The sequence below is a fragment of the Ciceribacter sp. RN22 genome, from assembly GCF_024054295.1.
In the GTDB taxonomy this organism is placed as follows: Bacteria; Pseudomonadota; Alphaproteobacteria; order Rhizobiales; family Rhizobiaceae; genus Allorhizobium; species Allorhizobium lividum.
Genome location: NZ_JAMXLD010000026.1, coordinates 37,870 through 62,409 on the forward strand (window position 1 = coordinate 37,870; position 24,540 = coordinate 62,409).

14 protein-coding genes are annotated in these 24,540 nt (G+C 58.8%); 5 read left to right on the top strand and 9 right to left on the bottom strand.

The features are described from left to right. Positions 1 to 76 precede the first annotated feature (76 nt). From NHF53_RS23385 to NHF53_RS23420, 6 genes are all read right to left on the bottom strand, one after another. Positions 77 to 1,429 carry an HlyD family type I secretion periplasmic adaptor subunit gene (locus NHF53_RS23385; RefSeq protein ID WP_252836343.1) on the bottom strand — a complete coding sequence of 451 codons (1,353 nt, stop codon included), beginning with the start codon at positions 1,427 to 1,429 and terminating at the stop codon, positions 77 to 79. Then, a complete protein-coding gene (locus NHF53_RS23390; RefSeq protein ID WP_252836344.1) occupies positions 1,429 to 3,144 on the bottom strand; it encodes a type I secretion system permease/ATPase in 1,716 nt (571 codons plus the stop codon). The genes NHF53_RS23385 and NHF53_RS23390 overlap by 1 nt, the downstream gene beginning before the upstream one ends. Positions 3,145 to 3,156: 12 nt before the next feature. Continuing rightward, positions 3,157 to 10,839, bottom strand: coding sequence for a M10 family metallopeptidase C-terminal domain-containing protein (locus NHF53_RS24220; RefSeq protein WP_308218708.1), 7,683 nt, complete (start codon positions 10,837 to 10,839; stop codon positions 3,157 to 3,159). A 2,004-nt stretch (positions 10,840 to 12,843) separates the two neighbouring features. Next, positions 12,844 to 14,160, bottom strand: a complete 1,317-nt coding sequence (locus tag NHF53_RS23410; protein WP_252836345.1) for a Hint domain-containing protein — start codon at positions 14,158 to 14,160, stop codon at positions 12,844 to 12,846. After that, positions 14,157 to 14,915 (bottom strand): hypothetical protein, encoded by a 759-nt coding sequence (locus NHF53_RS23415; RefSeq protein WP_252836346.1) that lies wholly within the window; start codon positions 14,913 to 14,915, stop codon positions 14,157 to 14,159. The genes NHF53_RS23410 and NHF53_RS23415 overlap by 4 nt, the downstream gene beginning before the upstream one ends. 306 nt (positions 14,916 to 15,221) lie before the next feature. Further along, positions 15,222 to 15,734, bottom strand: a complete 513-nt coding sequence (locus tag NHF53_RS23420) for a metal-dependent hydrolase (protein ID WP_252836347.1) — start codon at positions 15,732 to 15,734, stop codon at positions 15,222 to 15,224. Between the two features lie 552 nt (positions 15,735 to 16,286). On the opposite strand from NHF53_RS23420, the gene NHF53_RS23425 reads away from it, so the two are divergent. Beyond that, positions 16,287 to 17,363, top strand: coding sequence for an ornithine cyclodeaminase (locus tag NHF53_RS23425; protein ID WP_252836348.1), 1,077 nt, complete (start codon positions 16,287 to 16,289; stop codon positions 17,361 to 17,363). Positions 17,364 to 17,395: 32 nt separating this feature from the next. Then, positions 17,396 to 18,745: an MmgE/PrpD family protein gene (locus NHF53_RS23430; RefSeq protein ID WP_252836349.1), complete on the top strand. Its 1,350-nt coding sequence runs from the start codon at positions 17,396 to 17,398 to the stop codon at positions 18,743 to 18,745. A gap of 58 nt (positions 18,746 to 18,803) precedes the next feature. Here the strand turns inward: NHF53_RS23430 and NHF53_RS23435 are convergent, their stop codons facing one another. From NHF53_RS23435 to traI, 3 genes are all read right to left on the bottom strand, one after another. Continuing rightward, positions 18,804 to 20,159, bottom strand: coding sequence for an amidohydrolase family protein (locus NHF53_RS23435; RefSeq protein WP_252836350.1), 1,356 nt, complete (start codon positions 20,157 to 20,159; stop codon positions 18,804 to 18,806). Between the two features lie 35 nt (positions 20,160 to 20,194). Further along, entirely contained in the window at positions 20,195 to 20,722 is a 528-nt protein-coding gene (locus tag NHF53_RS23440; protein WP_252836351.1) for a response regulator transcription factor, read from the bottom strand. 362 nt (positions 20,723 to 21,084) lie between these two features. Next, on the bottom strand, positions 21,085 to 21,711 hold the full coding sequence (traI, locus tag NHF53_RS23445) for an acyl-homoserine-lactone synthase TraI (protein ID WP_252836352.1): 627 nt from the start codon (positions 21,709 to 21,711) through the stop codon (positions 21,085 to 21,087). Positions 21,712 to 21,923: 212 nt separating this feature from the next. Here traI and NHF53_RS23450 point away from each other — a divergent pair, with 212 nt between their 5' ends. The 3 genes from NHF53_RS23450 to NHF53_RS23460 all read left to right on the top strand — a co-directional run bounded on the left by NHF53_RS23450 (position 21,924) and on the right by NHF53_RS23460 (position 24,287). Next, positions 21,924 to 22,253, top strand: a complete 330-nt coding sequence (locus tag NHF53_RS23450) for a hypothetical protein (protein WP_252836353.1) — start codon at positions 21,924 to 21,926, stop codon at positions 22,251 to 22,253. 429 nt (positions 22,254 to 22,682) lie between these two features. Further along, on the top strand, positions 22,683 to 23,039 hold the full coding sequence (locus tag NHF53_RS23455) for a hypothetical protein (RefSeq protein ID WP_252836354.1): 357 nt from the start codon (positions 22,683 to 22,685) through the stop codon (positions 23,037 to 23,039). Positions 23,040 to 23,111: 72 nt separating this feature from the next. Further along, positions 23,112 to 24,287, top strand: coding sequence for a right-handed parallel beta-helix repeat-containing protein (locus tag NHF53_RS23460; protein ID WP_252836355.1), 1,176 nt, complete (start codon positions 23,112 to 23,114; stop codon positions 24,285 to 24,287). The last annotated feature ends 253 nt before the right edge of the window (positions 24,288 to 24,540 follow it).

The window sequence follows — 24,540 nt, forward strand, 5'->3', positions numbered from 1 at the left end:
GAGCTGGGCGAGCTTTTCCAGGGGCATTTTCCGGAGAAGGCCATCGTGACGGAGAAGTGTCTTGAGCATTACGGGTTCAGTCCTCTCGAAATGATCGATATGCGGCATCGAGTACAGGAGAAAGCAGGTAATCCGCCATCGTTCGCTCACCGGCAATCATGAATACGATTGCCGGCATTCCAGCGGAAAGGGCGACATCCTCCGGCAATGCCGCGATTGCAGTCTCGTCGGCTCTCAGGCGCGCAAGGAAGTATCGCTCACCCGTCATCTGATCCGTCAGAATGTCGCCGGATATGGTTTCGACGGTGGCATCGATCTTGTCGACCTTCTTCGCTTTGAACGCGGAAAGCTGAACCTTGGCCGGCATGCCGGCGGAGACGAGGTCGATATCCGCCGGCGACACACGGGCTTCGATGATGAGGTCGTCGCGATCCGGGACGATATCCATGAGGGGCGTCCCTCCGGTGATGACAGCCCCGATGGTGTGTACTTTCATGTCGAGGACACGTCCGTCGACCGGCGCGCGAATGACCGACCGGGCCTGCCGATCCCGCAAGGTGCGAAGCTCCTGTCGGGCGCTTTCGGCCGCGACCTGCGCCTGCTGCAGCTCGCCGAGCATTGCGGAGGCGCGTTCATTCCGCAGGCGCAAAAGCTCGACATCCTGATCGAGAACGGATTGCTCGAGTTTGGCGACCGAAGCCATGAGAGAACCAATTTCCCCGTCCAGCACCGCTTCCGCTCTCGCGAGCGTATTCACTTTGAGTTCTGAACTGTAGCCATCCCGCAGGAGAATCCTCTGGCCGTCAAGTTCCTGCTTTGCCAAGACGGCTTCACGTTGTTTCGCAGCCAGTTGCGCCTGCAATCCCTCGATTTCCCGACGTATCTGGACCTTTTGTGAGGCGGCGAGGTCTGCGGCCGAAGCAGCCGAGCCGGTCAGGTTCCGGAAAACCCCGAGGTGTGTGTCGGAAAACCGCTGGATGATCTCGGGAGAGACGGAGATTCCGACGCCAATTTCGCTGAAATCCGGCGCCTTGGCCGCGTCGCGCTCGGCAATGAGGCGTGCAATCTGGGCATTGGTGTTCACCAGTTGCACGGTCAGCGCCTCGATGCGCGATCGTTCCGCCAGGTCCTGAACGACCAGCAGCGACTGACCGCGAACGACCGCCTCTCCTTCGGACACGAATATCTCCGTAACCAGTCCCCCTTCGAGGTGCTGAACGGTTTTCCGTTCCGAGCTGAGCACGATCGTGCCGGGGGCTATCGCGGCGGCGTTGAGCGGGGCCAGCACCGCCCATGCGACGAACGCGATCAAGATCGGAACGAGCATGAACAGTCCGACGAACATCGGCGCGCGCCCGGCTTTACTCTTGTCGTAGGAAAGCACCCTCCAGCGTTCGCCACCGGACACGTCAGAGCTTTCGCTGGACATCATGCCGACCTGTCGATCTTGAGGGGCTGCACCGACTTGTTTGTTCCGGCGAGAGCTTCCATGACTTCCTTTGCGGGTCCCTGCATGGCGACTTCCCCACTCTTCAGGACGACGATCTGATCGACGTGGTGGAGGAGGGTGGGTCGATGCGCGACGACAATCACGGTGATCCCCTCCCGTTTTGCGTTCAGCATGGCCTGGACCAGCGCCTGCTCGCCCTCCGTATCGAGATTGGAATTGGGTTCATCGAGGACGAGCAATTTGGGATGGCCGAAGAAGCAGCGGGCAAGCGCAACCCTCTGCCGTTGGCCTGCCGAAAGCGACGCGCCGTTCAGTCCAATGTCGGTCTGGTAGCCGTTCGGCAGGCCGAGAATGAACTCGTGGACTTCCGCAAGCTGCGCTGCACGAACGATCGCCTGATCCTCCGCGTTGTTTCGCATGCGGGCGACATTGTCGGCAACTGAACCGGAGAAGAGTTCGACATCCTGCGGAAGGTAGCCGACCGCCGAGGCCAGTTGCTCCGGCTTCCACTGATCAAGCGACGCCCCGTCGAGCTTCACCTGGCCTGTCGTCGGCGATTTGACGCCAACCAGGAGGCGACACAGTGTCGTTTTCCCACTACCGCTCGGCCCGATCACTCCAATCGCGCTGCCTGCCGGAAAGTCCAGTGACAGCGCCTTCAGAAGCCACCGTTTGGATGATGGCTCCTGAAACGACACATTCGACAGTTTGAGGGCTCCGACCGGCGCCGGCAGTTCCAGGTTTCTTGCTGCGCTATCTTCGAATTCAAAGACCGGCAGCAGCCGCTTGTGAGCCTTCTTGATGCCCGTCCAGCCTTGATAGATCGGAACCGCGGCATCGAAGGGGGCCAGCGCCTTGCCGGTCAGCGTATTGACGGCGACGATTGCACCCATCGACATGTTGCCGTTTATGACGAGCCAGGCTCCGAGGCCACTGATGAGGATTTGCAGCCCCATTCGATATGTCCTGGTTGAGTTGGAAATCAGCGTTCCAAGGTTTCCTGCTTTGTAGCCGTCCTCCAGGGACTTTTCGTTCTGCTCCCGCCAAATCCGGGTCACAGAGCCGGTCATTCCCATGGCGCGCACGATCTCGGCATTCCGTATGACGGCGTCGAGTGACTGGACTGAGCGAACTTGCGCTTCGCTCGCGGAGCCGAGGAGTTTTGAGGGCGCCTTCTGCGCGAGAACTGCGAGGCAGAGCAGGATCGCGGCTGCAATCGTGACGGTGATGCCGATCGTTGTATTGATGACATAGAGAACGATGAAGAAGACAACGGCCCATGGCGCATCGAGGATGCTCGCCACCGCCGAGGATGCGATGAAGCTTCGCACGGTCCCGAGGTCGCGAAGCGGCTGGGTTCCAATGTTCGGACGATGCAGAGACAGCGCAATCATCTTTTCGACGAGCGCGCCCGAGATCCTGTCGTCAAGCCATCTCGATACTTGGGAGAACGCTACGGTGCGGAGCACCGTCAGGAGGCTGGAGAACAGCACGGAGGCTATGACGATCAGCGTCAGCATCGTTAGCGTGTCCAGCGAACCGCTGGACAGAACCCTGTCAAACACCTGCATCGAATAGAGCGGCAGCGCCAGACTTAGAAGATTGATGGCAAGGCTGAGCGCCAGCGCGCCGATGAGGAGAGGGCGGCACTCTTTGAGTGCCACCTTCACCAGGTCTTGTCGTTCACGTTCCATGCGTACCGCACCTTAGAGATGGAATTGCGCGGTACTCAGGTTGTGATGGTCGCCGAGGATGCGAAGCTTGAATTCGGTGCCCTCGATGGACACTTCCGTTTCGCCATTCACGATCGTGATTTCGAGATCATCGAACGCAAGATCAAAGCCGGAGAGGTCGATGACATCTTCGTTGCGATTGAAATCGGCAATGACGTCGATCGATTTGGCGGTGCTTTCAGAAAGCGCGTCATAATTGAACACATCCTTGCCGGCGCCGCCATAAAGAAGATCCGCCCCCGCGCCGCCGACGATAATATCCGCGCCATTGCCGCCGAAGAGGCGGTCAGCGCCAGTGCCGCCCGCCAGGAGGTCGTTGCCATCGCCACCAGTGAGGATATCATTTCCAGCGCCACCGGCGAGCCAGTCGTTGCCGGCTCCGCCGCTCAGCGAGTCCTTGCCGTCGTCGCCGTACAGTTCGTCGTTTTCCGTACCACCATCGATGAGGTCGTCGCCGGAGCCGCCGTAGATCGTGTCAGCCCCCTGGCCGCCGATGAGGTGGTCGTGACCTGTCCCACCGTCGATGACGTCACCATTGGTTCCGCCGTCGATGTAGTCGCTTCCTTCACAGCCGGCGATCAGGTCACTGCCCGAGCCGCCATAGATGACCTCGTCGCCTGCACCGCCCGCAATGAAGTCGGCGCCGTAACCGCCATGGATGAAGTTTGCACCCGAAGCGTCGAAGATGGCGTCGCGCTGCTGATTCCCTTCCAGGTAATCATTGCCGAAACCGCCTTCGATCAGATCGGAGCCTAGCTGACCAAGAATAACATCGTTTCCATCACCACCGAGGAGGTGATCGCTACCGTCGCCGCCACGCAAGGTATCATTTCCGTTTCCGCCGACGATCAGATCGTTTCCGGCGCCACCTTCAGCGGTATCGTCGCCCACGCCCCCTGAGAGCCTATCATTCCCGTAACCGCCGTATAGGCGATCATCACCGTCATTGCCGTAAAGGTAATCTTCCCCCGCCTCGCCATAAAGGACGTCGTTTCCTGTCGCACCGGCAAGTCTGTCATTGCCGCTGCCGCCAAAGAGCGTGTCATGTCCGTCGTGACCGACGATCAGGTCGTTGCCGTCGCCGCCGCAAAGGCGGTCATCGCCGGCGTTCCCGCCGAGATAATCGTCTCCGGTCCCACCGCTCAGGAAATCTGCCCCCTCGCCGCCGGACAACCGGTCGCTACCGGCATCACCGTAAAGGGCGTCGTTGCCGGTTCCTCCCGACAAGGTGTCGTCACCGTTGCCGCCTGAAACTGTGTCGTCACCGCTGTCGCCGTTCAACCAGTCATCTCCGTCGGCGCCGATGAGCGTATCGTTGCCATTCTGCCCATTGAGGAAGTCATTGCCAGCGCCGCCATTCGCATAATCGTTACCATCGCCGCCATAGAGCGAGTCATCTTCACCCTCACCGCAAAGCCGGTCGTCGCCTGCATTACCGGAGATGACATCTTCTCCGGCGCCACCATAAAGCGTATCATTGCCGTCCCCCCCACCAACGCGGTCATTGCCGTTGCCCCCGCAGGCAATGTCGTTTCCGGCTCCTCCGGCTATATCGTCATTGCCGGCATTACCGTAGAGTTTGTCGTCGCCATTGCCGCCAAGAAGCTCGTCGGCACCATCGCCCCCATAGACACGGTCGCTGCCATCTCCGCCGACGAGATAGTCGTTCTGGGAGCCGCCGCTGATGTAGTCGTTTCCGGAATCGCCGTTGAGAACGTCGGCGCCGCCCTCCCCGTAGATGCTGTCGCCACCGGCTCCCCCACTGACGGTGTCATTGCCCGAACCGCCATAGAGCTGATCGTCGCCGATCCCGCCCGACAGATAGTCGTTGCCCGACTGCCCATACAGGACGTCGTTGCCGGTCCCGCCGAAGAGTTGGTCGTCACCCGAACCGCCAACAACGAGATCCTCGCCGTCGCCACCCTTCAGGATGTCGTTACCTGCGCCGCCATAGAGCTCGTCGTTACCGTTTTCTCCAAGCAGGTAATCATCACCCTCGCCACCAATGACAGTGTCGTTGCCGTTCCCGGCAGCAACATAGTCATTGCCGGTTCCGGCATTGACCGTATCATCACCGTTGCCCGCGTAGACGGCATCGTCCCCCGAACCTGCCTTGATCTTTTCCGACCAGTACGAGCCGTACATCAGATCGTCGAGGGTCGTACCGGAGAAGCTCGTCGGCTTGATGAGCGTCTTGGAGCACCAGTCCTTCTCATAGTAGGCGTTATTCTTCAGCGTCTTGTCGAATCCGTCGTGATAATCGGCATCCGAACTGATGCTACCGCTTCCGATTGCGCTGGTGCCATAGGTGGATGTGTCCGCCCCGACCGCCGAAGCACCGGCTCCACTGCCGGTGGCCGCATCCGCACCCGCCCCGCCCGCAATGCTGCCGCTCAGGGCAGCCGCCGCGACTTCGACATCTTCCTCGAAAATCGCCGTTTCGGCTTCGATGATGCGATCGGCGGCAAAGTCGTGGAGAATGGCTCCATTGTAACGGCTGACATTCGTCTGGTCCGTGAACAGGTCGAACTTGAAGTTCTCCAGCCGCAGATCGGATTTCTGAACGTTTTCCAGGATCAGGTGCTGGTCGTTCCCGAAAGAGACGGTGACGTCGTTGCCGCGCTGCACGACCTCGAATTGATGAACCGACACTTTGTCCGCGAAGGCCGTGAGATCGATCACGTCCTCGGTCGCGTTGAAATCGGTGATCGTGTCGATGTCGCCTGCCGATTTGCCGATCACGAAGGTATCGGCTCCAGCGCCGCCCGTCATGATGTCGAGCCCCGCGCCGCCGTTGATCAGATCGGCATTCACGCCACCCCTGATGACCTCATTCAGCGCTGTTCCCGTGGTGCCGGAGATCGATCGAAGGTCGAAAACAAAATCGCTCTCCGAAAGGGCGGCGAAGTTCACATCCTCGATGGTAAGCGTCTGCTTTCCATCAATCGTCACGGCGCTGTCGGTACCGTCCATCCGGAAGTCCGCCCGGAAATACGCCATCTGCTTCAGGCTGACGAAGCGGTTACCGAAGGTCTTCAGGTCGATTTTGTCGGAGCCCAGCTCGAAGTCAGCGATCACGTCACGGTCGCCGGCCTTCCGCGAGAGTGCGAAGGTATCGTTGCCGGCACCGCCGATGAGCATGTCGCTGCCGGTACCGTCGTCGATCAGGTCGTTTCCATCTCCGCCGCTCAGGAGATCGTCCTCGGACGAACCGTGAATCAGGTCATTGCCGTCATTACCGTAAAGCACGTCCTTGCCCGGACCGCCGTCCAGGAAGTCATCCCCTCCCGCGCCGACGACGACATCGTCACCGGCAAGCGCCAGCACGATATCGTTGTTCTCCGTCCCGACGATGTTGTCGTTGCCGTCCGTGCCGATGATCACATTGGTCAGGTCGAGCGTGAAGCTGTGGGAGGCGAAGGTCACCGCCTCGATCTTGGGCGAGCCGGAGAACTGATCGACGATACGAATATGATCGTTCAGGTTGGCACGCGAGCGGATGAGGAGATCGTTTCCGTCCTTTTCGAGAAGAATGTCCTTCGGTTCGAAGTCGCGGCTGAGTTCGATCTTGTCGACACCCGAGCTGTCTTCGATCGTGCCGCGGAGGCCTGCCAGATCGATCCGGTAGAGATCGTTGCCGGCGCCGCCGTCCAGTCGCTGGATACCACGGCCGGAAATCAACGTGTCCGCGCCGGCGTCGCCCGAGAGCGCATCGTTCCCGTTTCCGGCTTCCAAAACATCTGCTCCGGCTCCGCCGCTCAGCGTGTCGTCGCCGTCGCCGCCGGCAAAATGGTCGCCACCGGAACCACCCGCCAGCACATCATTGCCTGCGCCGCCATCGACAATGTCGCCGCCGGTATCGCCGACAGCCGAAAGGAACCGGTCGTCGCCGTCGCCCAGGTCCACCATGTCGATGCCGCCGCTGTCCGTGACGGTGTCGTTTCCGGCGCCGGAGGCAATGCGGTCCGATCCGAGCCCACCGGAGATCTGATCGTCGCCTGCGCCGCCGTCAATGGTGTCATTGCCGCTTCCTCCGCTGATGGTATCGTTCCCTTCCCCACCGAAAATGGTGTCATCTCCGGCTTCGCCGTCGAGATTGTCGGCGCCGGTGCCTCCCTCTATCCAGTCATTGCCTGCGCCCGCGTGGACCGTATCGTCGCCCGCGCCCGCGTAAATGGAATCGTATCCGGCGGACGTACCGGTCTTCTCGTCACCATAGATGTCGTCGTTGCCGTCACCTCCCATGAGGACATCGGCGCCTGCGCCACCTTCCAACTCGTCGTCGCCGGCACCGCCGAAGAGCCGGTCGTAGCCTGTCCCGCCCGAAAGCGTGTCTCTGCCTGCGTCACCGCTCAGGATGTCATTGTCCGACCCGCCGACAAGGGTATCGTCGCCGTCGCCGCCGTAGAGCGTGTCCGCACCGATTTCGCCGAGAAGTGTATCGTTACCGGCGCCTCCCCGGATTGTGTCGTTGCCGAGGCCTGCCTGGACGATATCATTGCCGTCTCCGCCGTCGATATTGTCGTCGCCGGCGCCACCGTTGAGCAGGTCGTTGCCAGCCTCACCGCGCAGGACGTCATCACCGTCCCCGCCGTTCACGATATCATTGCCGTTGCCGGCAAAGAGCGCGTCGTCACCCTCGTCCCCGGAAAGCGTGTCGTCACCCTCTCCACCGTAGAGCCTGTCCGCGCCATCACCGCCGCTCAAGTAGTCCGCGCCGCCTTCGCCATAGACGATGTCATTGCCCGCTCCGGCGTTGACGACATCCTGCAGGGCCAAGTCCGTCGCGGTTTCGCCCCTGGCGGCATCCGGAATACCAGAATCACCGGCATAGATTACATCGTCGCCGGCTCCGGACGAGATAATGTCGGCTCCCGCTCCGCCCCTGATGCTGTCATTGCCGTCACCGGCGACAATACGGTCGTTGCCAGCGCCGCCGTCGACCGTGTTGTTCCCGTCACCGGCCATGATCTGGTCATTTCCGGCTCCGCCGGAGATCGTGTCGTTTCCGGCACCCGCATCATTAACGACGGGTTTGCCTTCACCATCGACGCCGGAGGCCAGACCATCCCCGTAGAGGACGTCGTCGCCGTCGCCGCCGTCGATGACGTCGTGGCCCAGGCCGCCATAGGCAAGGTCGTCGCCCGCGCCCGCGTCGATGACGTCATTGCCGTTGCCGATCGTGAACAGGAGCTGGCCCGGACCACCTGTTTCGGGCGCCACATAGTCCGCCGACAGATAGTCGAACGCTCCGGCCTCGATTTGCGACTTCAGCGAAGGATTGGCGGTGGCGAGCCAACTCATGAAGGCGCCGAAGACCGCGCTTTGCTCCCCATTCAGACCCGCCGTGAGCGCGCTTTCCACCGTCTGCACCTTGGTTAGCAAAAGCTCGCCGAGCGTGAACGCACCGGTAAATGGAGCAACTGACAAGGTGGTCACGGAATTGTAGGCTTTGTTGACGCCGAGATCGTGCTTCAGCCCGTCAGAACTCCGGACCTTCGTATCGAGCCAGGTGCGAATCGCCCTCGTGACCTCTGTATCCTTGAGGACGACCATCTTGTCGCCGTGGATGACGTCGTTGCCGCTGCCGCCGATGATTTTGTCGTCACCGGCTTCGCCGTCGAGCACGTCATTGCCAAATCCGCCGTCGATGTAATCGTTGTGCTCTGCGCCCATGACGACATCATTGCCCGACTGGCCCATCAGGATATCGTCGCCGAAACCGCCGTTGACATAGTCATCGCCCTTGCCGGCAAAGACACGGTCGTTGCCGGCACCGCCGAGCAATACGTCGTTGTTGGTCGCATCCGGATCGGACTGGGTGGCGCCCTCCGAGGTGCCGCCACTATCAGGCTGGCTATCGGAATCGCTTGCCTCCAGGCTCCCTTCCTCGCCGAGGTGGGAAACACTCGAGCGCGGATCGAAATCGGCGTCCTGTTCATCCCTCCGGCTGTCGCCGAACAGGATATCGTCGCCGTCGCCGCCCGAGACCATGTCGTTGCCGGCGCCGCCGTTGACGATATCGCCGCCCTCCCCGCCGAGCGCCTGGTCGTCGCCGGCACCGCCGTCGAGCGTATCCGTTCCCTTGCCACCGGTCAGGACATCGTCGCCGGCCCGGCCTTCGAGGTAGTCGTCTCCGTCAAGTCCGTGCAGTTCGTTGTCGCCGGAAGAGCCGATCAGGGCGTCAGGGCCCTTCGAGCCGATCAGCGTGTCGTCGTGTCCGTCTCGGGCAATATAGACGTAGCCGCCGGAGTTGCCCGTCAGGTGGACGGTATAGGTGCCATCCGCATTCTTCTCGACCTGGTACATCGGCGGCGGCGGATCGAACAGGCCACCGAAGAGACTGCCCAGAAGCTTGCCGATCACAGCACCGACAATGGCGCCCAAGATCGGAACGACGAGGTTTCCGGCCGCTCCAAGCGCACTGCCGAGCGACTTGACAACGCCGCCCAGAACGTTCTCCAGCACCAGGTTCGTAAGGTAGCTTGTGCCAGCGGCGATCGCCGCATTGCCGAGCGCCTGGTCTACGTCCTCGATACCACCATCGAGCAGGTCGGAGAGAAGGCTCACTGCCGCCGCTGCCGCCGCCTGACCTGCTGGGCTGAGCTGGACGGCCGAGTCTGCGTCACCAAACCAGTCGAAGATCTCTTCCGTTACGCCATCGCCGATGGTCGCCCAGTCCTGTGTTTGCAGCGCCTGAGTGACGACGAAACGTACCGAATTGTTGAGTGCAAGCTGCCTGTAGTCTTCCGACGTCAGTTCATCGCCGCGGACGATCTGCATCACCGCCGCCGAGATGAGTGCGCCCTTGATGGCAGAGCCGATTTCGGTTTCGAAGAATTTGGGATCGCTCGTATCCGGCAGTTTCGGATTGCCGTTGTCATCCTTCGGAATAGACTCCAGCCCGAAAATCCGTGCCAACGTGTCGACGCCCATTTCCGCGACGACCCGAGCGGCATATTCTTCCGCGGCACCCTCGAAATCCTGGCCGTTGATGAGGGCGCTCACAAGACCAGGCAACGCTCCCGCCAGATACTGCCCTGTGTCCTCGATGACGCTGGAGACCGCATCCCCTACGTGCTGGACATAGTCCGAGAAGACCTCGATCACCTTGACCAGTGGCTGACCTGCAAGGGCTCCCTCGGTAACGACTCTGCCGTCCTCGCTCACTAGGAGATATTGCCCGCTTGCCGTCAGAATTACTGCGTCAGAACTCGGATCAATAATGCCGGCCTCAACAAGAGCTTTGAGCGTGGTCTCGGTAACGACGTTCTCAAGGCAGCGGTTGTGAACACAGACCCCGCCCGCGACGTAGGTATGGGTGCCTTCGACTTCGAAGTTGTAGGTCGCCCAGGCATTCATCGGAGCCGGCTTGAGCGCAGTATTCCCAGCGGAGCCCACCGCATAAGCCGCTTCGTACACGCTTTCGTTCTCGGCAGACCACTGCACCGTGCGTGCCCGCGCAGTCACCAGCGTTCCATCAATCAGAACGATCTCGGCGTGACCTGCTGTATCGATCAGCTCGGCAATAGGCGCAAAGGTGCCGTCCGTCTTCAGGAACGGGTGCCCCGGAGTCGCCGTCAGCACATGCTCCGATCCGTCGAACGAATAGTTCAGCTCGACCCATTTGGTCGTATCACCACGGAAAGTGCGCACAACGCGCCCCGGAACTGCATTACCCGCACTATCGAAAGAAGTGACCTGGTCTCCAGCTCGAATGTCGGAAATCTGCTTCCGTGACCCATCCCACATGTCGATGATGGTATCGGCAGGGAAGCATTGCATCCCTTCTAATTCGCTTTGGATGTATTCATCCAAACTATAATGGGTAACGACTCCGTCCTTGATTATGTATCCGGAGTCCGTGTCGACCATTATGGGAGAGATGTGTGCGCCCGGAATCGACGAAAAAAGCACAGAATCCCTGATGTTGATGCCGTTCAGTTTCGCTACTTTGAGGACAGCGCCTATGCAGCTGTTCTCAAGAAGAGTATATGCTCCATTTGTTTGATCGTAGCTTCTAAATGTGTTAATAATTCCGTTGGCTTGATCTTCAGTTATGTCATATGAGCTCATAAATATACTTGTGGCCTTGCCATCCAGATCGGCGTAGCCGGACTTTATCCCAGCATACAGAGATGCGATGGCGGCGCTGTCAAGCGTGTCGTATTGCCCAGGAATATTCCAAGAGCGCACGTTTCCGAAGCTGGAGCCATTGTCCGTAACACTGTAAGGTGCTGCTGGTTCATAACGCCCCCACTCGAAATAGGTCGCGACCCCATTATTTATTACAATTGCGCCAGCGTGTCCGAGTTGAGCCCCTTGGCCCGAATCTACGGGTCCAGGAACTGCAACGTTGTAATCCGGCATTATGACTGGGATGTATTGGGCGCCCATGTTGGTCATCTTTCGTAGGTACTTGTGATCAGACTCAAGCTGTAGTTGACAATTCCATTCAAAATGGATGCATCGATAATCATTGACAGCATAATCACATTACTAATGTGTAACAATATTACAAATAAAACGAATACGATGTATGCATTGACTATATTACGATAACGCCTTTCACGCAGATTTTCTCTCATGTATTCATTCACGAAAGGAGACGCAATTGCCGTCAGACTTGACCCTACAACGAATAGATTCTTTTCATGGTCGTCGGCGAAGTACATAACGAGCAGAACGTATACAACATAAAGCCCGAAACATCTAAAAAAGTCTTCGATTTTATTTGACATTATTGTATATGCCGCAAAAGCAAATCCGACGTTTATCGGAACTGCAATTAGAGCCACCTCAGAAGGAAGTATTGATTCTGGTTTCGTGAATACACGTGAATCAATTTCCTGTGATAATCCTAACTTTATTGAGTGTAGTAGCTCGCTTATTGAGCGGCTCCATCCGAAATTGCCAAAGTAACCCGTAACGACAATCGCTGTCACCACAGTTAGGAATATGATATCAAAATATAGGCTTCTTCTATTCATCTTATACGTTAACCCGTTTCCAACGAAAACCCAAACACAGCCACCGAAACTGCAACAATAGGAAGGATAGACCCAACAATTTAGAAAAATATTGATGTCTCGCGCGTGTAGATTGGAGTTTTGAATTTCCGCAGCAGCAAGAGCATTGTGATCCAGCAGGTGTAAGAAAAATTACAGAGAAAAACGATAAAACGTATACCTGAAGACCATTGATCTTTGAGAATACCGAATGTCTTTTTGATATTACGCCACTCAGAGAGCCCAGGAAGCCAACCAACAATGCCCCCCCAAACATCATCAGGACAAAAACAACGTCCCGAGCATATAGAGTTTCGAAATGAGGATATGTTGCGATACGCCATCGAAGAGTTGGCTCGACTATCGCCTTTGTAAAACCAATCGGCGAAAACCAGAGCAGTATCAGGAACACCCAGAAACCGATCGACACCCAGATATCGAAAGGCAGTCGTCGGGAATGCTCTTCTGCAGTACCCATTCTAGCCTTCCCAACTGATTGATCTTGGAGTTCCACTTGCACTCGACCGAACGCCCGGATCGCGGCTGGCATCGATCACAGCACCGAATTTATCGGCATAGTCGTCATCGCGCGAAGTCAGATTCGACGAGAACACTGGCCTACCTGTTGATCTCCGGTTGCATGACAGAAGCCTTATGGACAACTTAAGGCGACATCGCTAACGGCCACGCTCAACCCTCGCGTGGCCGACGAGCGCCACAACCGCTTGGGCGCGACGAGGTTTCCGGCTGCTCCGAGCGCACTGCAGAGCGAATTGACGACGCCGCCCAGAACGTTCTCCATCACCAGGCTGGTAAGGTAGCTCGTGCCGGCGGCGACCGTCGCCTGTGCTTGCTCATAAAGATCCGCGATGTCGGAGCTGAAGGCAATGCGCCGAACTGAGGCTTTGGTCACCGTACCATCGGCGAGCACGATTTCGACGCGACCCTCGGCATCGACCATATCCCCGATCTTGCGGAAATCCCCCTTGGGCGTCAGGAATTCGTGGCCGGGCGTTACCGTTATCGGCGCGCGGTCTCCGGGGAAGGAAGGCTCCAGCCACTCTTCCGTCGCATTCTCGAACAGCCGCACCACCTTGCGTGGCGCAAGCTCTCCGAGGCCGTCGAATGCCATCACCATGTCACCGGGACGGATATCCTCGATTAGCCGCTCGGATCCGTCGCCCGCCAAGATCGGAGTGCCAGCCGGGAAGCATTGCGCGTAGGAATCATCGAAAGTGTTCAACAGCTGCCTGATATACTGGTCCTGGATGTCGGCGGGAAGCTTGCTGACATATTCAAACACCTGCCCCCAGACGCGCACTGCGGCATCGCCGGATGCGGAAAGCACCTCGGCGAGGCTGCTCCACATCGCGCGTTGCCCTTCAAACTGGGTCTCGGCGTTTGCGAGCTGCAGTTCGCCCTGGAACGATAGTTCGGCTTCCAGAACGGCCTTGATCAGAAGCTGCGCCGATTTGCTGCTGTCGAGATCGTCGAAGACATGCGATTCAACCTGCCGCGCCGCGTCGATGCCAAGAAAATCAGGCCAGTCAATGGACTTGCCGGTCAACTTTCCGAGGCTCTGGGTAAAGATCCCGTCAAACGCCACATAAGCGGAAAGACCGTTCTGTTCCACGGCGGTGCGATAGCTTTTCTCAATGTCCTCAGTAGTCGGCAGTTTGCCATGTTCCTTTCTTATATAACCGACGTGCTGCTGGAAATGCTGAAGCGCTACCGCCTCGAATTTCTGCTCATAGGCGGTGCGGCCGGCGGTATTCTCCCAATGCCGCTCGACGAGCAGCGCGAAGATGCGCCCTTGCGAGGCAACCGAAGTTGCACTGATCACCGCGCTGGCATTATCGGCATAGTTGTCGCCGATCGAAGCGAGATAGGCCCAACCGCCGGCATAGTCGAGTGCCTCGACGTAGAGGTTCACCTGCGCAAACTGTGCATCTGTAATTATAGGGGTCATTCCGCGCCTTTTCCTTCTTTATCCGCAGCAGCGACACGCTCGAACCTGGCGACGAGATCCACGAGGCGTGTATTGATACCTTCCCAAGAGTCAAAATAGTTCAATGAATAACTATAATCTATTACTACACCATTTTTCCATAGATGCATAACATTGCACTCTGGGAATGGAGTGTCGTTCGAAATATAGCAATTTAATGTAGTGGTAAAATCACCGGATATATAGTCTATGCTTCTGGGCTTTATATTTTTCCCGACGCCGCCTGAATTTACGAATGCTTTGAGTTTTCCGACGTCAGGCAAAATTTCTACATGAACACCGTCAACGCTCTTCAGCATGTCTTGATAAAAAACCTCCCATGATTCCGGATCATGGAATTTCGAACCCTGCCCGACGCTATGGACACTGCCATGGATCTTGCTGCCGATTCCCAGCGCCTCCCACATGGCGCGATCCTCCTCGCGGAAGGGGCGCAGATCAGGCAGCAGCGCGTCGAGCTTGAAATAATCAACCTTGACCCGCCCCTCTTTCGGCTTCGGCCAGCGCCCATGCACAAGGAAGCCCTGCGAAAACATATAGCGCTCCGGGATATTGAACTTGCGGCCATTGGGCAGTTCCACCCGCACCACGCCATTGGCGAGGTAATGCTCACTGGCATAGTCGAGCGCGAACGTGGAAAACACGCACCAGCCGAGCCACAGCAGGGCAAGGGCAGCGCAAAGAAGAATGACCGTTCGCTTCCTGGGAAAACGCACCGAGACCTCCGCGTCCCTCATGCCCGATATCGCCGCAGCCGGGCCTCGCCGCTACGCTTAGCGCCATCTGGCCTGGAAGGGACCAGATTCGACAAGCACACGAGCCTACCTGTGACGTTCCGGTTGCATGGCAAAAGACTTATGGACAACTTAAGGCAATGCTGCCAAAGGCCGCACACGATTGTTGCGTGGCTGGCGAACGCCGCGACGGCTTGGCGCCATGGCCCGGCGGAGCGGACGGATTATGCGAAATCCGGGTGCTCCGGACGCCAGTAGGTTGTCGCTGCATTTCCTCCAGAGCAACGGCTAATCCTCCTTCCGCGAGCGAAAGAACACGAGCAGTGCTCCCAGGCAAATCGCCAACTCCAGGACAAAAGTCCAATGCAGCACGAAACTAAACACCCAATTCGAGTGCCTCGGCGGAACGGAGACGATCTCAAACCATTGCGCCGAGAACGGTGCCAACCACATCAGCGGCGCGGCAACCGTATCGAGGAGCATATGCAGAAGTCCGCCGATACCCAATCCGGCCATGGCCGTCGCGACGGCTTCTCGTTTGCCAACCACAGTCGCCCTGTATCGCCCCCAGGCCCAAAAGCCAAAACCGAGAACGATCAGAAGTACCCACACAATCGGCCAATGGCTGATATAGGCATGATGATGCGTGCGTCCGTTGTCGATCAGATGGAAATAGACCATGTCCAGGTCGGGCAGGATGCTTCCAGCCACGATACCGAAGAACAACACTCGCCCGGGACGGCGCCCGAATGAGACACCTTTGGCGAGCAGGTAGCCGGCTGGGAAATGCGCGATCAACATGGAGGCTCCTGAGCCGTTACGTCATGGACTGGCGTTGCGCGTTCCGTGCCACACAGGGGCGCAGGCCCACCACCTCAACATCGTAGGTCTTCCAGGCGATACCGGAACCGGCTTGATCGCCGGATTGGCCCCGACAGCGATCATCGCTTCCATATTCCCCTCTGCATGCCAGTTCAGACTATAGGCACCGTCCATTGAACGGCGAAGGGGCTTCGGTTGCATGGCTAAGGACTTATGGACAACTAAAGGCGAAATCGCACCGAACAGCGCCAAGCCTCGTGTGACCGGCAAGCGCCTGATGCCCCGTTCCCCAGGACCGACCCGTGCGGACAACCAAAGCCGATGAGCCTGAATGGCAGAATGCAGGCCGGCTTGTCTTCGAGAGCTCTCTGATGATGCAGCGAACAAGAACCAACCGCCCGAATTTGCTCTGCGGCGACGTTGTTGCCTGGAGAAAACAAAAATGTATCCCGATCTTTCCTTCTGTTCGAACGCTCAGGATGCGAGACTCCTCGACGTCACGTGACGTCGATACTTCCGTGGAGGACGGTGATGGAGAGCGCACCAAGGTTTATTTCACTTGCCGAGATGAAGCGCCTTGGCGTCCGCCTCGAGGCAACCGCGCTCCACAACGCTGCGAGAGCGGCCTGGTCCGATATCCGATCCGGTAGGGCTCATGGCTTGAAATCCGTGCTTTCGTTTCAAGAACGTGACCTGTGGAGCCAACCCGAGTTCGCAGCGTATCAGAACGACTTGCAGGGAGAGCGCCTGGGCTGGAAGCTATCCGCGCTCTCCAGCGTCGGCGCCCGGTACGCCGCCGTCAAGGTGGTTGGCGCCAACGCAATAAACCGTCGATTAGGCAAACCTCGTTCGACTTCGACGATCCTGCTGCTCGACGGCTTCACGCTTCGCCCGCTTTGTGTGATGGACGGGACCGAGATTTCAGCGGCAAGAACGGCAACCTATGCCTCCCTGGCGCTGGAACTCTTCTTTCCCAAGATCCAGGGACTCTCCGTTTTCATTTTCGGAGCAGGTCCCATTGCAGATCAGATCATCAAGATACTCGGCCATTTCGGGGCAGGCATTGTCTCGAAGATCTACGTGCGCAGCCGGTCGGGGACTTCCGCGCGCGAACTCGTCGCGAGACAGGATCAGTTGCCTGGAATTCAGTTGGAAGCCGTTGCGGACAATGGGAACTTGCGTAACTGCCGCTTCGTCATCACCGCCTCCAATGCCAACGCACCGATCTTTGACATTGCAGAGATTAACCCGATTGCCACAGTTCTGCACCTCGGCGGAGACGAGACGCCGGCCGGCTACATCCGTGACACTCTTCGATCCGGCCTGGTTCTCTGCGACGACGTTTCCATGGTGTCCCGGCGAAACTCGCAGAGTCTTGCGCTTTACTTCTCGCGCATGGGGTCGACGTTGGAACAGCTCGGCCCCCTGCTCGGTGTATCGAGCCTGAAGGACTTCTGCGATGCGGGCGATATAACGGAGAGCCAGATCCTTGTGACGTGCGTGGGTCTGCCCATGCTCGACCTCTACGTTGCCGCGCATGTCTATGAGACCTGGTTTTCGCCGGACGTCAATGCGGAAGCATCCCTTCAGCCGTCGGGCACAGCCTGACATCCGGCCCCCGAGCTTTGATGGAGGCGTGGATGTATGCCACACAGATCCTTGCCGAAAACCTGACGAACTACCCCTCCTCTGCTCTGCCGCTAGAGCTGAAGCTGCACGCCATTTGTTGCATTCTGGATACCATCACAGCTGCAGCCGTGGGTTCCGATGTTCCGGGCGTGCGTGCAGCTCACGCGGTCGCGCGGCACGATTTCGGACCCGGACCAGTACCTGTCTGGTTTACGGGAGCGCGCGTCGGGGTTACCGCGGCCGCCTACTGTAATGCCGCATCGGCGTCCGCGCTCGATTTCGATGACGGCCACCGCACCGCCCGCGGCCACCCCGGTGCCGCGGTAATACCGGTAGCGCTTTCCGTGGCGTCCGCGATGAATGCGTCAGCCGCCGACCTTCTCACCGCCGTCGCGCTCGGATACGAGACCGGCATACGCATTGCAGGGGCGCAGAACCCGCAAACAGTCAAGAGCCGGCAATCGGGACGCTGGACAGGCTACGCCGCCGTCGCCACCGCCGGTCGCCTCTACAAGTCCGATCCGAAGGCCCTTGCGCATGCGCTTGCGGTGGCCGGTGTCCTCGCGCCGAACCAGGAAGCAAACGGCAGCTCCGGTTACGCCGACCTCACTGGGAACGACGTCAAGGAAGGCATTCCCTGGAGTGTAGTTACCGGACTCACGGCGTTGCGCCTAGCGGAACGGGGATTTACCGGACCGCTCGACTTGCTCGACCATCCATCCCACTTTGACCGGTCTGGCATCGTCGCGGACCTGCGTGACCCAGCCGCGATATCGAGAGTCTATTTCAAGCCCTATTCCTGCTGCCGATACATTCATCCCGCTCTTGACGCCTTTGCCGCGCTCGCCGAGCACGATGACATCAGGCCCGAACAGATCGCATCAGCCGAAGTACAGACGTTCCAGTGGGTTCTCCGGCTCTCAAACAGCGTGTCTCCCGAGACACTGACGGAAATCCAGTACAGCCTGCCCTACTGCATGGCGATCGCTGTCATCGATGGACCTGCGGCGCTCGCACCGATTGGCAATGCGCAACTCGGCAGGCCTGACCTTTGCGCATTCGCCCGCAAGGTTCGAGTCTCGGTCAGCCACGAGATTGACGAGCGCTTTCCGGCAGAAACGCTTGCACAGTTACGCCTGCAAAAGACCGACGGAGAGGTAATCGTTTCCAAAGTGACCTCGCCTCGCGGGGATGAACAGCATCCGTTGACCTGGGAAGACCTGGTCGACAAGTTCCGCACGACAACGCGAAGCAAGCTTTCCGCCCGAAAGCAGGATCTCGTCCTGCGCGCCTTCAAGGCGTTAAGGGCAGACAATGCAGCCCCTCTCCTTAAGTGCCTGCAGATGCAATCGTTCGACTGAAATCGACCTCCGCATCGCGCCGAGGGTTGTCATTGTCGTCGGAGCGGGAACTGCGCCATCAGACAAGCACACCGTTCCTCACGACAACACGACCCGCGATCACGACATGCCGGACACGACTCAGGTTCGCATGATCGACGACGATCAGGTCCGCACGTTTGCCTTTCTCGATCAGTCCACGGTCGCCGGCCATTTGTGGGAAAGCGCGAGCAACATTGCCTGTCGCAAGGGCGATGGCCTCCGGCGGGGATAATTGCTGCTTCCTGACCATCCGCTGGAGCGCTTCGAGAATTCCATCCCAGTGTCCGCCGGCGAAATCGGTCGAGATCGTATCAACGCAGCCCGCATCGATCAGTGCATCGAGGTTGGCCGCGTCGTTTCGCCATCGTGTGCCGATGCAGTCTAGTGTCGAAACATCGATGACCGCTCCTCTGCTCCGCAGGTTCTGCGCAATCGAGACCGCCTCATCCGGGAAAAAGCTCGGATGGTTGCTGTGACCGGCGACGAGGCGCGCCCTCGATCGCTTCTCGGCTGCCGCAATCAAACGCTTCGCGGAGGGAGCTGCGTTGTGGAAGATTGCAGGGTATCCGACCCGCTCGGATTCGCGTGCGATTTCGTCGAAGCCTGCCAGCGAAAGGGCGACGGACGGCATCACGGAACGGGTAATGATGTTACGGACACGATCCGGGTCGGTGATGCCGGACAGGCCGCACCGGTCCAGTTCACTATTCAACGCTATGTCGGACACGCCCTCGGCAGGGTCGAGATAGCGCCCGAGGACAGCATTCTTCAGGCGCCTCGCGGCTGCCGGCGTCATCTCGACGCCGAACGCCCGCCGGATCGCTTGCGGAATGAACCGGTACTCCTGCGCGCCGCCGCCAAGTGTCTGCCCGCCGCCCGCCTCGCCAAGCGCAACCGCGCCGGCAGCAAGCATGTCGTCGACGGTTGCACTCAGATGCCGTTTGGACAGCCCCTTGCCGTCGACAGCAAGGGCCGCCTGAATGTTGCTCGGCGTGTGAGCCGTGGAGACGCGGATATCCATAACGTGACGCTCCGCGTCATCAATGTCCACTTCATCGGCCATTGCGAGACCACAGACGTTGAGAAGGGTGGTCGTTCCCTGGAGGAGATGGCGGTTACGATAATACTCGACATCATCGTTTTCGAACGGCTCCGATCCGCTCGGCATGGAAGGCCCGCGAATACATCCATGCGCGTGCCCGTTGACGAGGCCCGGCAACACGATCCCGCCGCCTGCATCGATGATTTGACGGGCGACGACTTCAGCGCCGACAGCAGATTCCCCAATGTCGATGCCCGCAATTTTGCCGCCCTGGACATAAACGGCAGCCTGCCTGTAAAACGTCTTGCCATCGCCGGTGATGAGGCCCCCATTTTGGATCACGAGTTCCACGAACGTTACCTCCTCCTCGCATGCGTAATGCGGCTTTACGGAATGTCATCCTCCGGCCAATCTGGTCGAAGACGCGATTGATCGAGGCTGGACCCGTCGAGAATATAGCCGGACGACCGCACCGTTCGGATCACGTCGGGGGCGTCGGCCACACCAAGAGCCTTGCGCAGTCGACCGATATGGACATTGACCGTTTTGGTGTCGACGAAACGACGTTCTGGCCAGCCAGCTTCTATGAGTTGCGCGCGACTGCAAGCCCGTTCGCGATTCTCGATTAGGAACTGCAGCAGCCGGAACTCAATCGGTCCCAAGCGAACCCTGACGCCAGAGCGCTTGACGCTGTGTTTGCCGATGTTCAGTTCAATTCCCGCATAGAACAGAACATGTCCATCCATTGCCGTCGGGTCAGAATCGAGTCGAAACATGATATGGCTGCGAAGGAAATCGAGCAGCTTGGAGGGAGCGATCGGCCTGACGAAGCTCTCGTCGATGCCGGCCTTCAGAAGCTCCATGAAACGGCATTCGGCTCCAGGCCCGATCAGACCGACCGTGGTGAGTCCCAATGTCTTCGGCTCCTGCTTGAGCTTCGTACAGGCGGCCGCGGCCCAGTCTTCTCCAGATCGACAGTCGAGAAGGATTGCCTGGACGTCGTTTTCGCCTGCGAGATGAACAATCTCCTCGATCCCCGAACCGAGGATGACCCGATATCCCTCTGCCTCCAGGATGTGGACGAGCAGCAGATAGTAATCGGCATCTGTCGAGCCGATCAGAATCCGGGGTCGCGTTGAATTCAAAGACCTCTCTCCCTTGGCTACCGGAGGCATCAGCGCATTCCTTCACCATTCTGTGACGTGGCGCGGCCAATGGTGTTGTACCGACTGCTGGTTGCTGACGGGTGCCATTCGCCGGGTGCGCCGATGTCGGGTCAGGCTGCAACGTGATGGTGGAGTCGCATCCCTGATCGATCAGCAGTGGCGCGAATCCGGTCGAGACTCTCGACACTGGCTGGCAGGGTTCCGGCAACGGCCATCGTGTTGCCGATCTGGGACGGCAGCCCGAGGCGCTTCATCGGCCACCCGGCACGTTTCAGAATACGCTCGAAACGCAAGTCCGTTGCCGTGACAATCTCATGATAACCGTTTGCCACCGACCACTCGATGATACCCTCGAACATCATTAGCGTGGTTCTGTGGAGGAGCCCTTGTTTTCCGCCCTCGTCGAGCGACGTGTCCACACAGAAGCGCGAGCTTTCAACCATACCCGGGTGAGGGCCCAGGCCATGCGACGGGAGCAACTGATGGAACGTGTTGGCCAGCATCGTCGGCCCGGTGGCCGGCAGAAGTCTCGCGCAACCCGCGACAACGCGCGTCGGAGCGACAGCCAAAAGATAAGTCGGGTTGAACTGATCGTAGGCGTCGGTTTCACGGCCGTCCTTTACGTCCACATTCCAGCCCAGCCTGGCGCCAAATACGCGAGCGCGCAGCCGGTGCATCGAATCGACCAGGTCAGCAAATTCTCCGCATGCTGCGGCGGGTACCGCCAGTATTTCCATCAGCCCTCTCCGAAGAAAACGCGCTTGACGGCCAGTGGACACGAGTTCGAGCGTTCGCGCGACTAATAGAATCATTAGTCGAGGACTCGATCTATGCGTGCAAAGATCCTCGTGGCACGAGCTGCACGACATCGAACACGACGCACTTCAGCTTTGGGGCCCTAAGGTCGAGGGCAGTAGATGACCACGTTCTGACAGGAAGGACCGCGGAGATGTACGAGCATATCGCCGAAGCGTTCGTTCGGGTCCTGAATGCAGCGAGCGTCGCGGAAAGGGTTTGTGCGTCGACCGGTGACTACTGCCAGTCGATCGACGCCGCAGGCGCCGATATGCTCCTCAGTTTCACCGACGCCCGCGCGATCCTGAGGCTGACGAACGAAGGCCTTCACTTACGGGTCGAAGCGCGGGACTTCATCACCTTTCATGGCATCCGGACCCTGTTGCTGGGACGTTTGTTCGCCATTGTCGTGTTTGAGAGTGAAGCGGTCGAGTGGCGCCCGGTGGGCAACGCGTCCTGCGCGTCCGACAATATTGGTGAATAAGCCGAAGCAGCGCCTGCTCCGAACTGACCAATGAGCCAGGCTGGCAATGTTTCCCTTCCCGTTCACGTTTTCGGCTGGAGGAGATCATCTGGTAATCGCCGGACAGAAGACACTACGCTCACGGCGAAGCCGGTTCGTCGCGTAGGGGAAGGTCCGCACACTGAAGATGGCGTCGCTCAGAGGACCTGATTTTGCCAACACTGCTACGAGGTCGCCGCGCAGCATGGTCGTCGCGTTACAAAACGCGGACGCTCTTCCGGCTCCGTCCGCCGGAGCTCATGCTCAGATGAGCCGAGGTCCAACGATGTGCTCTGTCGATTATTTGCCAATAAGGCGGTTGAGGACATCAATCTCCCCGCGGAGGTACCTCTCGCTGAGTCTCGTCTTGATGTCCAAGGCGATAATCACCGAACAGAAGGATTTGACGCAGTGCGCAATCCCGAACGCTGGGACAAGATCATATGGGCCGCGGACCGGATATGGGCCTCTACCGACAACATGTGGAAAGTCTCGCGCTGGTTCGGGCTCGGTTTCGTCGCCCTCGCTGCAAATGAGGTAACATCGGACGTTCCCGTTGGACTATTTGGTCTCGTGGCTTCAGCGATCGGCCTTCTCTCTCTTGGAGCATGGTTTTTTCGTGCTCAAGCCGATGGGTTGAGCCGGAGGAGCATTGGGTTCTTCCAGACTGCCGTTGTTACACTTCTCGTTCTTGCGATTTCAACCTATCTCGCGACGGCACTGTGGTCGCTGCTCAGGTTTATGGCCTATCCTGTTCTGGTCGGCTGACAAAAGGCGTGTCCTGCGGAGCAAGTCCGACCCGCAGTGCACTGGCAAGCAATAGTCAGAGGATGATTGCTCGTGCAGAGGATGGAGAATGTCAGCGCCGCGGCGAAGCGTCTACAATGCTACCGAGCTGCTGCGACATACCTGGCCACACATCCGGAATGGGCGACGCGCCTTGCAACTCTGGAACGGCACCTTCCCGGAGGGAATGCCCGGCGCGTCGACCTCGCCGCAAAGGGTGAACTTCGGCTGTCGGGTGAAGCGGATTTCGTGATCGAGGGTGCGGCTCTTGCCAGATGCGGTAACGCCATTGTTCTTGATAACTGCCGACGCTTCCGGCTTCGCAATCTCGCGTCTTCTGACCTTGCCGGATGTGCAATAGTGCTCTTCGACTGTGAAGACTTCGAGATCAGCGACATCACCTGCAGACGCGCCTACTCCTCCTCGATCACGCTGGTGGGAGACACCAGGTACGGTCGCATTACGCGTGTGCGCACGACTGAATCGCTGGGGCCCCGCAATCGCGATGCGGGCCTCAACTTCGTCAATTGTTCGCCCGCGGTCACGCTTGCGGACGTTCCCGATCAATGCCACGAACCGCTATCGATAATGCAGAAATCGAAACGGCCTGCCTTCATGGAACTGGATGACGTCCATTCGACCAGAAACCGGGCACAGGGCATCTATCTGGAGGGTGCCTTCGGTATCAGTATGAAGCGCATCCGCCTGGCCAGGAATGCAAAGGAAGGCATTTGTTTCGATTGGGGAACCGCCTTCTCCACGCTGTCCCGTTCGGTGATCAAATGGAACGGCTGGCGACACGCGATCTCCCCCGAAGAGGTTCAGGCCGACTTCCTGCACAACATTCCGATTCTCCCCGACGGGTCCAGTGCGGTAAAGGTGCCTGGCGTTTCGTTCGACAACGCGGCGTTCAATCGCATTGTCGGCTGCTACATCAGCAGGAACGGCGGCGGTGCGGTCAAACACATCCGCGCGTCCGTCGGGACTTTGACGGCGCTTAACCTCTGTGTGTTCAATACAGGAGGAAACAATGCGTTCGCTCGCACCAGTTGGTACGGGGATCTCGGCCTCGACGACGTTTTGGGCGAATTTGATCATGAGGCGCCTCCGCTCAGTCTCGGCCCCTCCTACCACCTCAAACGCCGTTATAACCTGCCGGTTGAACCATCCCTCCTTCGATCGGAGAGGGCGGAAAGACTTCTCTATCGCCTTATGCCGGGGCGTTCGTAAATTTCCGTGTCTCTTGGTCCGCCGCACGGTGTCTCTCGTTCAGGAAACACCTTCGCGCTGCCTTCCAAGGAATGCTGCCGGCAGGTGCGTCCAAGCAGCCGGCCAATCGCTAAGGGAATCTGGAATGAACTCGCAGCACCCGGTGGACAGGCGCGCAAGCACGAACCTTCCCGAGAAACACAACACTGCTATTTTATTTCACGGCGCGACGCGCCGACATACGGGTCGCGCTCTTGGCACCGTCGGACGCGCG